Genomic DNA, 13255 nt, shown 5'->3' with positions numbered 1-13255 from the left:
ACCCCACGGCCGGGGCAGGCCCGGGAGCCCGACCCCCGCCGCGGGGCGCCATCGCTCACGCGTAGGGGTCGAACGGGATCCCCGTCGGCTTCGCCTCCGCGAGGTTCCCCTCGAAACTGCCGTCCTTGATGCCGAAGTGCGCACTGCCGAAGTCCGCTTGGCTGAGCTTGTCACGCAGACCCGCCGGATAGCCGTTCCAGCCGACCAGCGTGGGGTACTGCCAGGTGTGCTGATGGTTCTCCGGGGGTTCGTCGTTGGAGTTGGCGGGCCGGAAGCAGTGGGTGGACACACCGTCCTTGTGGTAGACGACCTTCGGGTGCGCGCCGTCCCAGCGGATCTTGTCGCGCGGGTAGATGTCGAAGTCTCCGTGGGCGGAGGTGGCGACGTACTTCGCCTCGTTGTTCTGCACCCAGACCACGACATGCTCCCAGTCGTGCCGGTGCCCGAAGGGGTCCCAGCCGGGGACGGTCTGGTCCTTCTCGAAGTAGGAGTCGTACATGACGGCGCACCAGCCGTTGTTGCACTTGGAGCGCGAGTAGCTGTTGGTGTTGACGAGGTCCGATGCGTCCCGGCAGCTGCCGCTGAGAGACCCGGTGGTCTTCAGACCGCCGTTGATGGAGCCGTCGGGGCCGATGGCGGGCACCGCGTAGCAGCCGTCGGTGTCGTAGTCGTACGCCGGCTGGAACATCCGGTCCAGCGCGTCCGCGTTGGCCGGCAGAGCGGGCGGCGGCGCGGCGAATGCGATGTTCGGGACGGCGAGCACCAAGGTGAACGCGCCCGCGAGGATGAGCGGAATCCTGCGGATTCGTGCGCTCTTCAGCACCAAGTCCTCCTGGAGGCCACGGTTGGGGATACACGCCGCTTTGACGTGTACACCGCAGCCTCCAGGTGTTTCGGCGCAAGGCCAAGAGGTGGGAGACGAATATTCAGGAATCCTGCCGACGGGTCCGACGGTGCGTCAGCCCGGAACGGCGATGCGTCAGGCCCGGGACCGCGGAGAGTCAGGTCCGGAACGGCGGGTATGTCAGGCCCGGGACCGCGGGCGCCCCGCCAGGAACTGCTCGAAGGTGACCTCGCCCACGGCCCGCTCCGGCGTCAGATGCCCGCCCTCCCGGAACCCCCGGTACGCCCTGCCCGCCAGGGGCACGTTCAGCAGGGGACGCCGCCGCCCCTCCGCGCGCAGATAGACCCGGGCCAGCTCGGGAAGCGCCCGGATCTCGGGCCCGCCCATGTCCGGCACGCGCCCCGAGGGCGCCCCGGCCGCGAGCTCGGCCAGCCGGTCGGCGACCTCCCCCACCTCGATCGGCTGGTCCGAGACCCCCGCCGGCAGCAGCATGACCGGCAGCTTCACCGAAGTCCGGAGGAACCGGAGCACGAAGTCGTGGAACTGCGTGGTGCGCAGCACGGTCCAGCCGAGGCCCGATTCCTCGATCAGCTCCTCGACGGCCAGCTTGGTCCGGTAGTAGCCGAGCGGCACCCGGTCGACCCCGACGATCGAGATGTACACCAGATGCCCCACCCCGGCCTGGCGAGCGGCGTCGATCAGATGGCGTGCCGCCTGCTCGTCACCGCCGCGCGGTGAACTCGCGCAGTGCACGATCGTGTCCACGCCCGCGACGGCCTCGGCCAGCCCCGTGCCCTCGCGCAGGTCCACGGCATACGGCTGCGAGTGCCTGCTCAGCACCCGCACCTCGTACGCCTCCCCGGCAGCACGCAGCCGCTCGGTGACGAGCCGGCCCAGCGTTCCGGTACCGCCGGTCACCAGGATCGTGTTCATCGCGGTCATCGCCCTTTCGGTGGGCGGGCGCTCCCCGGTGGAACGCCCGTCATCCACCGGGACGTCTCGGCGCCCGGATATGTGACATCCGTCCGCGCGCTACTGCGGCACCGCGCCGCGGGCCGCGCGGATGAACGCCTCGATCAGCCCCGGGCTCTTCACACCCCGGCTGATCTCGATCCCGCTGGAGACATCCACGCCCCACGGCCGCGCCGAGCGCACCGCGTCCGCGACATTGTGCGGGTCGAGCCCCCCGGCGAGCAGCCACGCCTCACCGGGCCCGGGCAGCTGCCTGCCCGTCCGGTCCCAGGTCTCGCCCGCACCGGGCACGGGCGCGTCGAGCAGCAGGATGTCCTCGCCGCGCGCACCGAGACGCGGTACGTCCCCGCGTACGGATACGCCCCGGATCAGGGTGCGTCCGTACGGCCGCAGGGCGTCGTAGTACGCGAGGTCCTCGCCCCCGTGCAGTTGCACGGCGCGCACCCCGGTCGCGTCGAGCAGCCCCCGGACCTCGTTCAGCGGCTGGTCGCGGAACACACCGACGGTCATGATCCGTTCCGGTACGCGCAGGGCCAGCCGTCGCGCGGTGTCCGGGTCGACACGGCGCGCGCTCTCGGCGAAGACGAAGCCGATCGCGTCGGCCCCGGCCTCGACGGCCATGTCCACGTCCTGCTCGGTCCGCAGACCGCACACTTTGATGAACAACGGGGATTGCCCCGCTTCCACTGCCGACACCGCTTCCACACCTCTCGTCAGACACGGAACGGGCAGGACCCTTCCTGCCGCCGGACGGTGAAGGGAATCACCAGGTCGACGACGAGGGCCCGCCTCGTCACCAAGCCGCCTACCGCTCCCATTCTGCCCCGGCTGGCGGGACGAGGGGGCTCAGTGGGGGCCGGGGGTCCTTCACGTACTCCCCCTCCGCCTCCTGCCGCTCCAGCCCTTGCGGCACTCCTTGGGACCGGGGTGGGGCGGGCTCGGGGCCCGGGTCGGCCGGGCTTCCTGGTGAGCGTGCAGGTGCCGGGACAGTCGCCTGCCGGGTCCCGTCGGCGACGACGGTGACGGTCCCCGGGATCGCCTCAGGGGATTCACATCTGACGGTTCGTCAGCTTCAATGGACCCTGTGATGGGTCACGCAGCGATGGCGGCCACCGCCGTCCGCTACCTCAGGTCCACCGGCGCCCCCACGGCCGCCGCCGAGCCGTATGTCGCCCTGCCCCGCCCCGACCTCAGGGCCGTCGGCGAGGACGAGCGGCTTCCGGTCGACCCGGGCGAGTTCCGGCGCGTGCTCGGTCATTTCGCGAGCGGGGTCACCGTCGTCACGGCGCACGACGCCGAGGGCGGGGGACCCGCGGGGTTCGCCTGCCAGTCCTTCGCGTCACTGTCGCTCGACCCGCCCCTGGTCGCCTTCATGGTGGCCCGTACCTCCACGAGCTGGCCGCGCATCGCCCGCGCCGGGGCGTTCTGCGTCAACGTACTCGGCGCGCACCAGGGCGAGCTGTGCCGGGCGTTCGCGGTGAGCGGCGCCGACAAGTTCGCCGGGGTCGGCCACCGCCCGTCGCCGGTGACGGGGTCACCACGGCTGGACCGCGTACCGGCCTGGATCGACTGCACGATCCGGGCCGTGCACACGGGCGGCGACCATCTGATCGTGGTGGGACGGGTGGAGGCGCTGGGCGCCGAGCCGGACGGGGAGCCGCTGCTGTTCCACCAGGGGCGGTTCGGACGGTTCCTGGCATAGGCCACGCCGGGCCTGCGCTCCCGGCGTGCGAGTGCTCCGGGTCCGGGCCCTCACGCCGCCGTCACCAGCGACGACGGAGCGGGGCGCCTCCTGATCACCAGGGACATCAGCGCCGCAGCCGCGCACAGCGCGCCCGAGGCGAACCAGACCACGTCGTACGAGCCGAACACGTCCCGGGCCACCCCGCCCGCGAAGGCGACGACCGCCGCACCGACCTGGTGGGAGGCCAGCACCCAGCCGAAGACGATCGCCGAGTCGTCCCCGTAGTGCTCGCGGCACAGGGCGAGCGTCGGCGGGACCGTCGCCACCCAGTCGAGACCGTAGAAGACGATGAAGAACACCATCGGCGGGTGCACCGACGGAGCCAGCAGCATCGGCAGGAACAGCAGGGACAGGCCGCGCAGGGCGTAGTAGACCGCCAGCAGCCGGCGGGCGTCGTAGCGGTCCGTGAACCAGCCCGAGGCGATCGTGCCGAGGATGTCGAAGACCCCGATCACCGCGAGCAGCGACGCCGCCGCCGTGATGGGCATGCCGTGGTCGTGGGACGCGGGCACGAAGTGGGTCTGGACGAGACCGCTCGTCGATGCGCCGCAGATCGCGAACGTACCCGCCAGCAGCCAGAAGGGGCCGGTGCGGACGGCCGAGAACAGCACACCCAGCGTGCGGCGGGCGGCACCCGGCACCGGGGCGGGCTTGGGGACGAACTCCTTGGCGCCGTACGGCGGAAGGCCGACGTCCGCGGGGTGGTCCCGCAGCAGCAGCCAGACGAACGGGACCACCGCGAGGGCGGACACGGCGACCGTGACGGCGGCCGGGCGCCAGTGGTGTTCCTGCACGATCCAGGAGAGCAGCGGCAGGAAGACGAGCTGCCCGGAGGCAGCGGCCGCCGTGAGGATGCCGGTGACCAGACCACGCCGCTCGGTGAACCATCGGTTGGTGACCGTCGCGGCGAACGCCAGCGCCATCGAGCCGGTGCCGAGCCCCACCAGCAGGCCCCAGCACAGCAGCAGCTGCCAGGCCGCCGTCATCCACACCGTGAGGCCCGATCCGACGGCGATGACGGTGAGCGCGGCGGCGACGACCTTGCGGATGCCGTACCGGTCCATCAGCGCGGCGGCGAACGGCGCGGTCAGCCCGTACAGCGCGAGGTTGACGGAGACCGCGAGCCCGATCGTGCCGCGTGACCAGCCGAACTCCTGGTGCAGCGGATCCAGCAGCAGGCCGGGCAGGGAACGGAAGGCCGCCGCTCCGATGATCGTCACAAACGCCACGGCGGCGACGAACCAGGCACGGTGGATCCGCGGGGTCCGGGGCGCCGTGGTCCGGCCGGAGGCGTCCGGGGCTGCGGAGAGATTGCTTGTCTGGGTCACGCCACCAAGCATCCGAGCAGCGGAGACTCCCATCGAGTGGCCCGAAGGACAGCATTCGATGGGATCGGGCCAGTCGCCCGGGTAACATCGGGCCCATGACCTCCGCCCGGCAGCCACGACGACAAGGACAGCCGCGACAACACCGCGTCGTCGTCCTCGCGCTCGACGGCTGCATCCCCTTCGAGCTGGGCATCCCCCAGCGGATCTTCGGCCGCGCCGCCGGCCCCGGCGGGCGGAAGCTGTACGAGGTCGTCACCTGCTCGATCCGGCCGCCGGGGCCGGTACAGACCGACGCGGACTTCGCCGTCCTCGTCGGCCAGGGCCCCGAGGCGCTCGCCACCGCGGACACGGTCGTCATACCCGCGTCGTACGAGCTGGGCCCGGTGTTCGAGGAAGGAAGGCTCACCCCCGGGCTGGCCGCGGCCCTCGGCCATCTGCGGCCCGGCACCCGGCTGGTCTCGATCTGCACCGGGGGCTACGTCCTCGCCGCCGCGGGCTTCCTGGACGGCCGCCGCGCCACCACGCACTGGTCGCACGCCGAGCACTTCCAGCGCATGTTCCCCGCCATCGAGGTCGACGCGGACGTGCTCTTCATCGACGACGGCGATGTCCTCACCTCCGCCGGTGTGGCGGCGGGCATCGACCTGTGCCTGCACATCGTGCGCCGCGACCACGGGGCGGCGGTCGCCAACGACGTGGCCCGCCGTACGGTCGTACCGCCGCATCGCGACGGCGGCCAGGCGCAGTACATCCAGCGCCCGGTGCCCGAGCCCCAGCTCGCCACCACCTCGGCCGCGCGGGCCTGGGCGCTCGACCGGCTCCATGAGCCGATCCAGCTGCGGGACCTGGCCGGACAGGAGTCGATGTCGGTACGCACCTTCACCCGCCGCTTCCGCGAGGAGGTCGGCGTCAGCCCCGGGCAGTGGCTCACCCAGCAGCGCGTGCAGCGCGCCCGGCAGCTGCTGGAGAGCACGGATCTGCCGATGGACCATGTGGCGAGGGACGCCGGCTTCGGTACGGCCCAGTCGATGCGCCAGCACCTGCTGAGCGCGCTCGGGGTGTCTCCGACGGTCTACCGGCGTACGTTCCGCGACACCGCCACGGCCTGAGCGGTCCCCCGCACCTGGAACACCCGGAGCGCCCGGTACCCGGAGTGCGCAGTGCACCCGGCGCGCTCAGAAGGTGAGCACGCCGCGCGCCACCCGCCCCTGCTCGGCGTCCTCCACCGCCGCCGCGAAGTCCTCCACCGGATACGTACGCGTCACCAGCTCGTCGAGCAGCAGCCGCCCCTCCTCGTACAGCGCGGCGTACAGCGCGATGTCGTGCTGCGGCCGGGAGGATCCGTAACGGCAGCCCAGGATCGCCTTGTCCAGGAACATCGACGCGGGCAGGAACGTCGCCTCCGCCGTCGGCGCCGGCATCCCCAGCAGCACCGCCTGCCCGCCGCGGTCGAGCAGCTCGATCGCCTGGCGGACCAGCGCCGTGCGGCCGACGCACTCGAAGACATGCCGGGCGCCGTCGGGGAGGATCTCCCGCACCCCGTCCACCGAGGTGAGGAAGTGGGTCGCGCCGAAGAGGCGGGCCGTCTTCTCCTTCGCCGGGTTGGTGTCCACGGCGACCACCGTGAGCGCACCCGCGATCCGGGCGCCCTGGAGCACGTTGAGGCCGATGCCTCCGGTGCCGATGACGACGACGGTGTCACCGATGCCGACCTTCGCCCGGTTGAGTACGGCTCCGACACCGGTGAGCACACCGCAGCCGATGACCGCGGCCGAGGTGAGCGGGATGCCCGCGGGGATCCTCACGGCCTGGACGGCCCGCACGACGGTGCGTTCCGCGAAGGCCGAGTTGGCCGCGAACTGGTACAGCGGCCGGCCGCCGCGGCTGAAAGGGCGGTCGGGCCTGCCGATGGAGCTGCGGCACATCGTCGGCCGTCCCTGGTCGCAGGCCGCGCAGGCCCCGCAGTTGGCCAGCGTGGACAGGGCCACATGGTCGCCGGGCACGACATGGGTGACGCCGGCACCGACCGCCTCCACGGTGCCCGCGCCCTCGTGGCCGAGGACGACGGGGGCGGGGAAGGGGATCGTGCCGTCGATCACGGACAGATCGCTGTGGCACAGCCCGGCCGCCGCGATGGCGACCAGCACCTCGCCGGGGCCTGGTTCCCTTATCTCCAGATCGTCGGCCACCTCTGCCCGCCGGCCGTCGAAGACGACACCTCTCACCGCAGCTCCCTGGGTAGGCCGAGCACCCGCTCGGCGATGATGTTGCGCTGGATCTCGTCCGAGCCGCCGTAGATGGTGTCGGCGCGGGTGAAGAGGAACAGCCGCTGCTGTTCGTCGAGTTCGTAGGCGGGAGTCCAGGCGCCGGGACCGGACGCGGACGCTGCGCCGCGCACCCGTACGGCGAGTTCGCCGAGCCGCTGGTGCCAGCCGCCCCACAGCAGTTTGGCGACGCTCGGGGCGCCGGGATCGTCCCGGGTGCCCAGGGTGCGCAGGGCGTTCCAGCGCATGGTGCGCAGCTCGGCCCACTGCCGTACGAGCCGTTCGCGCAGCACCGGATCCTCGTCCTGGCCGTCCACCGATCCGCTGTCCACGGCCAGGGCGATCACCCGGCGCAGTTCCTCCTCGAATCCGATCTGCTGGACGAGGGTGGACACGCCGCGTTCGAGGGCGAGGAGTCCCATCGCGACCTGCCAGCCGTTGCCCTCGCCGCCGACCACGTCCACGGCGAGAGCGCCGTCGAAGAAGACCTCGTTGAACTCGCTGGTGCCGGACATCTGCCGGATGGGCCGTACGTCGACGCGGCCCGGCTGGTCCATCGGCACCAGCAGGAACGAGAGGCCGTGATGGCGGGCCGAGCCGGGTTCGGTTCGGGCCAGGACGAAGCACCAGTGGGCGTCCTTGGCGAGTGAGGTCCAGATCTTCTGGCCGCTGACGCGATGGCCATCGCCGTCCCGAACGGCGGTGGTACGGACCGAAGCCAGGTCCGAGCCCGCGCCCGGTTCGCTGTAGCCCTGGCACCACAGCGCTTCGCCGCGTGCGATGCCGGGCAGATAGCGGGCTTGCTGCTCCTTGTCGCCGTACGCGATCAGGGTGGGTGCGAGCAGGTTCTCGCCGATGTGCCCGAGGCGGCCGGGTGCCCGGGCACGGGCGTACTCCTCGGCCCAGACGACCTGCTGGGTCAGTGTGGCGCGCCGGTTGCCGTGGTCGGCCGTCTCCCAGCCGAGCCCGATCCAGCCGTGGCGTCCCAGCTCGCGCTCCCAGGCGAGCCGCGCCGCCATGTCCTCGTGCTCCCGTCCGGGTCCTCCCCCGGCTGCGCGGTACGGACCGGTGAGATGGTCGGCCAGCCACAGGCGGGCCTCGTCCCGGAATGCCTCGTCATCCGCTCCGAACGCGAAGTCCACGACCGCTCCCTAGGTGTTGGGGCGGTCGCCGGACGCCGCCGCCTTCGCCATGGCCTCCAGCTGCGCCAGCATCGGCATCGGGTCGGTGCCGACGGTCCCCGGCAGGAAGTCCGCGATCTTCTCGGGGGTCCAAGGGCCTTCGGCGTATCCGGCCCGCAGCTCACGCGGCTGCGCCCATACGGCGATCTTGGGGCCGGCGATCGTGTAGACCTGCCCGGTGATGTCCCGGGCCCGGTCGGAGAGCAGATACACGACGAGCGCCGCGACGTCCTCGGGCTCGCCGATCTCCTTCAGCTCCATGGGGACGTTGGCCGACATGCGGGTGCGGGCGACGGGGGCGACCGCGTTCGCCGTGACCCCGTACTTGTGCAGGCCGAGAGCCGCGCTGCGTACGAGGGAGATGATCCCGCCCTTGGCGGCCGAGTAGTTGGCCTGAGCCACCGAGCCCTGGTGGTTGCCGCTGGTGAAGCCGATGAGCGTGCCACCGCCCTGCTTGCGCATCACGGCGGACGCGGCGCGGAAGACGGTGAAGGTGCCTTTGAGGTGGGTAGCGACGACCGGGTCCCATTCCTCCTCGGACATGTTGAACAGCATCCGCTCGCGCAGGATCCCGGCGACGCAGACCACCCCGTCGATACGCCCGAACTCCGCCAGTGCCGTGTCGACGAGGCGCTGTCCGCCCGCCATGGTGGCGATGTCGTCGGCGACCGCCACGGCACGGCCCCCCGCCGCCTCGATCTCCTTGACCACGGCCTCGGCGACCTCGGACGTGGGGGCGCCGCCCTCGATCGAGACCCCGTAGTCGTTGACGACGACCCGTGCTCCCTCGGCGGCGCAGGCGAGGGCGACGGCTCGCCCGATACCCCGCCCGGCGCCCGTCACGGCGATCGTCCTGCCTGCCAAGAAGTTCCCCATGTCCGGCCCCTTCCCGCGATTTCTGACGGACCGTTAGATTTTATGGGCCGCCGGACACCCGAACACAAGACCCGGGAGCCACTGGACCTCAGGAGGACCGCCCATGCCCGAGCCAGCCCTGCCTCAGGAGTTCCACGACATCGCCAAACGGATCAGCAACTGGGGGCGCTGGGGCGCCGACGACGAGATCGGGACGCTGAACCTGATCACGGACGAGGTGGTACGCGCGGCCGTCGCCGAAGTCCGCAGCGGCCACCGGGTACCCCTGGCCCTGCCCCTCCAGCAGGACGGGGTGCAGACGGGGATGATCCCGGGCCGGGTGAACCCGCTGCACACCATGGTCCAGATCAACCAGGAGCTGTTCGGCCCGGGCACGGTCGCCACCAGCGACGACGCCGTGACCATGGGGCTCCAGGCGGCGACCCACTGGGACGCCCTCACCCATGTCTCGCACTCGGGGCGGATCTACAACGGCCGCCCGGCCGACACCATCACCGCCCACGCCGGGGCCCGCTTCAGCGGCATCGACACGGTGCGGACGCTGATCACCCGTGGGGTGCTGCTCGACGTGGCCCGCGCCAAGGGCCTCGATCGGCTGCCCGGCGACCATGCCGTGACCCCTGAAGACCTCGCCGAGGCGGAGGACTTCGGCCGGGTGCGGGTGCGGTCCGGCGATGTGGTGCTCGTACGGACCGGGCAGATGCAGGTGTTCCTGGCCGGGGACAAGCACGCCTACGCCTATCCGTCACCGGGCCTCTCGGTGCGTACGCCGGAGTGGTTCCACGCTCGCGATGTCGCCGCCGTCGCGAACGACACGCTGACCTTCGAGATCTTCCCGCCCGAGATCGAGGACCTGTGGCTACCCGTGCACGCCCTGGACCTGGTGGAGATGGGCATGCTCCAGGGCCAGAACTGGAACCTGGAGGAACTGTCGGCGGCCTGCGCGCAGGAAGGCCGTTACACCTTCCTGCTGTCGGCGACCCCTGAGCCGTTCGTCGGGGGCACGGGTACGCCGGTGGCGCCGGTGGCGGTGCTCTGACCGGTGGCGGCGCCTCGCTTCGGCCCGCCCGGTGAGCGAAAGGCGTCGCACGCCTCAGGCCGGGACCACGGGCGCGGTCGCCGCCGAAGCGACCGGCGCGGCGGACGCCGCAGGCACGGCAGCCCCGGCGAGTGGCCCCGGTGCGGCGGGCTGCGCGGGCGGCACCACACACCGGTCGACCTCGCACCAGATGCTCTTTCCCGCGCCCTCCGGCTGCCAGCCCCAGCGGTCGGCGAGCCCGTCGACGAGTTCGAGGCCGCGGCCGTTGGTGTCCTCGCGCTCCGCGCGCCGCGGGCTCGGCGGGCAGGCGCTCGTGTCGGCGACCTCCACCCGCACCGTGCCCGCCGCCGTCTCGCCCGCCCCGAAGAGCATGCGCAGCACGGCGGGGCAGCCGGTGTGCACCACGGCGTTGGTGACCAGCTCGGAGATCAGCAGCACCAGCGTCTCCGCGACCGGCTCGTCGTCCCTTATCCCGGATCCGGCGAGCCGCGACCTCGCCCATCTGCGGGCCCGCCCGACCTCCGCGGGATCGGGGCCGACCTCCATCTGAACCAGAAGCACCTGCACCGCTCACACCATCCGAACCGGCGGACACAACGCCTCGCGCCTGAAAGCTGTCACGGAACGTGATTTCCTTGCGTGACAGCATGGTTGACGTACAGTCACCGCAACAAGCGCTTCGGGCATATTCCAGCGCGAAGGAGTATGCGTAGTGCATACTGTGCGACGCACGCTGCGGATAGTCGAACACCCTGTGCGAGCGGCGCGTTCGAGCCCGGCGGCCACGCGGGTGTCCGGCCGGAGGTTCGGGGCCCCTGCCCCGTGGCAGCACGCATCTCGCACCCCACGGAGCGTACCGGAGGGCGAGGCGACTGCGGCCCGTGACGAGTCCGCCGAAGGACACAACCCGATATCGGCGCCCTCGACAGCCACGCTCAGTGACGCTTTGCGCTGCGTTGGAGGCAGGTCGGACACATGTGGCGTGTCACAGCGCCGACGCCAGCAACTCCTCCGCGCGGTCCGCCGTCTGCCAGAGCCGGGCGCGCACCCAGGCGCGCTTGAGATGCAGATGGACATCGGCTTCCCAGGTGAAGCCCATGCCGCCGTGCACCTGGAGGCATGCACGGGCTCCGCGCACCGCGGCATCGTCGGCGAGCAGCTTGGCACCGGCGATCTCGGCGGGGTCGGCGGTGACCGCGGCGGCGTAGACGGCGGCGCGGGCGAGCTCTGCGCGCACGAACATCTGCGCGCAGAGGTGTTTGACCGCCTGGAAGCTACCGATGGGCCTGCCGAACTGCTCCCGCTCCGCGGCATAGCGCGTCGCGAGCTCGGTGGTGCGGAGGGCCGAGCCGAGCTGCTCGGCCGCGGTGAGCAGTACCGCGTCATCGGTACGCGCCACTTCATGTGCGGCGTGCACGCCGCTGCCGGGCAGCCGGTGCAGGGGCGTCAGCGGATCGACGGACCGTACGCGTACGGCACCTGCCACGTCCCCCAGCACCGCGTCCGCCCCGTCCAGCCAGCTCACCAGCGCGCCGTCCGCCATGGTCACCACGGACTCGCCGGTGGCGGCTCCGGGCACCGCACCTGCCGCGAGATGGGTCGCGACCAGCGGGCCCGGCAGAAGCACCCGTCCGGCCTCCTCGAAGACGAGCACCGCCTCCGGGAGTCCGAGTCCCACCCCGCCGTCGGCCTCGGGCAGCCGCAGCGCGAAGAAGCCCGCATCCCCGAGCTCCCGCCACAGCGCCCGGTCCAGGCCGGGTTCGTCCACGGCGGCACGGAGGGCGGCCCGGTCGAAGCGCGCCTCCAAGAGCTCCCGCACCCCTCTGCGCAAGGCTCGCTGGTCATCGCTGAGTTGGAAGCGCACGCCGCTCAGGCCCCCTTCGGCAGGCCGAGTATCCGCTCGGCGACGATGTTCTGCTGGATCTGCGAGGTGCCGGCGGCGATGGTGTACGACAGCGCGGACAGCCGGTCGAGGGTCCACTCGTGGGAGGCGTCGAGCGCGTCGGGCCCGAGTACCTCGGCAGCCGCGTCGTACAGCTCCTGGCGGGCGTGCGAATAGTGGAGCTTGAAGACGGAGCCGCCCGGTCCCGGTATGCCTCCGCCGCGCTCCGCCTCGCTGACGTTCCACTGGATCAGCCGCCACAGCGCGGTGAACTCCGCCGCCAGCCGCCCCAGCCTGCGCCGCAGCACGGGGTCGTCCCAGCGGCCGTTCTCGCGGGCGGTGCGGGCCAGTTCGCCGAGGGTGCGGCGGCAGGCGACGACCTCGCCGACGAATGCGGTTCCCCGCTCGAAGGACAGGGTGACCATGGTGACCCGCCAGCCGTCGTTCTCCTCGCCGATCCTGTGGTCCACCGGCACCCGTACGTCGTCCAGGAAGACCTCGGCGAACTCCGTGGATCCGGCGAGGGTACGCAGCGGGCGCACGGTGATGCCGGGTGCGTCCATCGGCATGGCCAGCCAGCTGATCCCCCGGTGCTTCGGGGCCTCGGGGTCGGTGCGGACGAGCAGTTCGCACCAGTCGGCGACCTCGGCGTGCGAGGTCCAGATCTTGGACCCGGTCACCACATAGCAGTCGCCGTCCCGTACCGCCCGGGTGCGCAGCGCGGCGAGGTCGGAGCCCGCGCCCGGTTCGCTGAAGCCCTGGCACCAGATCTCGTCGCCGCGCAGGATCGGCGGCAGCCAGCGCTCCCGCTGCGCGGGCGTGCCCTCGGCGGCGATGGTCGGTCCGGCATGCAGCAGCCCGACGAAGTTGGCGCCGACGTAGGGCGCTCCGGCCTTCTCCGTCTCCTCGAGGAAGATCAGCCGCCGGGTCGGCGACGCGCCCCAGTGGACGTCCCCGTAGCCGGCGTCGTGGAGCGCGCGCTGCCAGCCGGTGTCGTGGGCCCGCCGCGCGGGCCAGTCGCCGGGCACGGGCTTCGGCGGCAGCTTCGGCAGCGCCACGGACAGCCACTCGCGCAGCCCTGCCCTGAACGCCTCTTCCTCCTCCGTGTACGCCAGGTCCATCGCG

General features: G+C 72.0%; 13 protein-coding genes. 3 read left to right on the top strand and 10 right to left on the bottom strand.

Translation table 11 applies throughout. The features are described 5' to 3' along the window. Nucleotides 1–55 precede the first annotated feature (55 nt). The 3 genes from ACFV6V_RS05740 to ACFV6V_RS05730 form a co-directional block, all read right to left on the bottom strand. On the bottom strand, nucleotides 56–823 hold the full coding sequence (locus ACFV6V_RS05740; protein WP_385559577.1) for an NPP1 family protein: 768 nt from the start codon (nucleotides 821–823) through the stop codon (nucleotides 56–58). A gap of 201 nt (nucleotides 824–1024) precedes the next feature. After that, entirely contained in the window at nucleotides 1025–1777 is a 753-nt protein-coding gene (locus ACFV6V_RS05735) for an SDR family oxidoreductase (RefSeq protein WP_385559806.1), read from the bottom strand. A gap of 99 nt (nucleotides 1778–1876) precedes the next feature. Next, nucleotides 1877–2503, bottom strand: coding sequence for a phosphoribosylanthranilate isomerase (locus ACFV6V_RS05730; protein WP_385559803.1), 627 nt, complete (start codon nucleotides 2501–2503; stop codon nucleotides 1877–1879). A 415-nt stretch (nucleotides 2504–2918) separates the two neighbouring features. Between ACFV6V_RS05730 and ACFV6V_RS05725 the strand changes: the two genes are divergently transcribed. Then, nucleotides 2919–3518 carry a flavin reductase family protein gene (locus ACFV6V_RS05725; RefSeq protein WP_385559800.1) on the top strand — a complete coding sequence of 200 codons (600 nt, stop codon included), beginning with the start codon at nucleotides 2919–2921 and terminating at the stop codon, nucleotides 3516–3518. Between the two features lie 50 nt (nucleotides 3519–3568). On the opposite strand, the gene ACFV6V_RS05720 is transcribed toward ACFV6V_RS05725, so the two are convergent. Then, entirely contained in the window at nucleotides 3569–4888 is a 1320-nt protein-coding gene (locus ACFV6V_RS05720; RefSeq protein WP_385559575.1) for an MFS transporter, read from the bottom strand. A gap of 95 nt (nucleotides 4889–4983) precedes the next feature. On the opposite strand from ACFV6V_RS05720, the gene ACFV6V_RS05715 reads away from it, so the two are divergent. Next, a complete protein-coding gene (locus tag ACFV6V_RS05715) occupies nucleotides 4984–5997 on the top strand; it encodes a GlxA family transcriptional regulator (protein ID WP_385559573.1) in 1014 nt (337 codons plus the stop codon). A 66-nt stretch (nucleotides 5998–6063) separates the two neighbouring features. Here ACFV6V_RS05715 and ACFV6V_RS05710 read toward each other — a convergent pair whose 3' ends face one another. From ACFV6V_RS05710 to ACFV6V_RS05700, 3 genes are read right to left on the bottom strand one after another with little or no spacing between them, the layout of a single operon-like run. Then, nucleotides 6064–7113: a Zn-dependent alcohol dehydrogenase gene (locus ACFV6V_RS05710; RefSeq protein WP_385559570.1), complete on the bottom strand. Its 1050-nt coding sequence runs from the start codon at nucleotides 7111–7113 to the stop codon at nucleotides 6064–6066. Further along, a complete protein-coding gene (locus tag ACFV6V_RS05705; RefSeq protein ID WP_385559567.1) occupies nucleotides 7110–8294 on the bottom strand; it encodes an acyl-CoA dehydrogenase family protein in 1185 nt (394 codons plus the stop codon). The genes ACFV6V_RS05710 and ACFV6V_RS05705 overlap by 4 nt, the downstream gene beginning before the upstream one ends. 9 nt (nucleotides 8295–8303) lie before the next feature. Continuing rightward, on the bottom strand, nucleotides 8304–9209 hold the full coding sequence (locus ACFV6V_RS05700) for an SDR family oxidoreductase (RefSeq protein WP_385559564.1): 906 nt from the start codon (nucleotides 9207–9209) through the stop codon (nucleotides 8304–8306). A 103-nt stretch (nucleotides 9210–9312) separates the two neighbouring features. Here ACFV6V_RS05700 and ACFV6V_RS05695 point away from each other — a divergent pair, with 103 nt between their 5' ends. After that, nucleotides 9313–10248: a cyclase family protein gene (locus tag ACFV6V_RS05695; protein ID WP_385559561.1), complete on the top strand. Its 936-nt coding sequence runs from the start codon at nucleotides 9313–9315 to the stop codon at nucleotides 10246–10248. A 54-nt stretch (nucleotides 10249–10302) separates the two neighbouring features. On the opposite strand, the gene ACFV6V_RS05690 is transcribed toward ACFV6V_RS05695, so the two are convergent. From ACFV6V_RS05690 to ACFV6V_RS05680, 3 genes are all read right to left on the bottom strand, one after another. After that, nucleotides 10303–10815 (bottom strand): ATP-binding protein, encoded by a 513-nt coding sequence (locus ACFV6V_RS05690; RefSeq protein WP_385559558.1) that lies wholly within the window; start codon nucleotides 10813–10815, stop codon nucleotides 10303–10305. A gap of 418 nt (nucleotides 10816–11233) precedes the next feature. Further along, entirely contained in the window at nucleotides 11234–12112 is an 879-nt protein-coding gene (locus ACFV6V_RS05685) for an acyl-CoA dehydrogenase family protein (RefSeq protein WP_385559556.1), read from the bottom strand. A 5-nt stretch (nucleotides 12113–12117) separates the two neighbouring features. Then, nucleotides 12118–13251, bottom strand: coding sequence for an acyl-CoA dehydrogenase family protein (locus ACFV6V_RS05680; protein ID WP_385559553.1), 1134 nt, complete (start codon nucleotides 13249–13251; stop codon nucleotides 12118–12120). Nucleotides 13252–13255 lie beyond the last annotated feature (4 nt).

Origin of the sequence: Streptomyces sp. NPDC059828, from assembly GCF_042731955.1 — a bacterium.
GTDB lineage: Bacteria > Actinomycetota > Actinomycetes > Streptomycetales > Streptomycetaceae > Streptomyces.
Note: the sequence above shows the minus strand (reverse complement) of the source record. Positions and strands in the feature narration are given on the sequence as shown.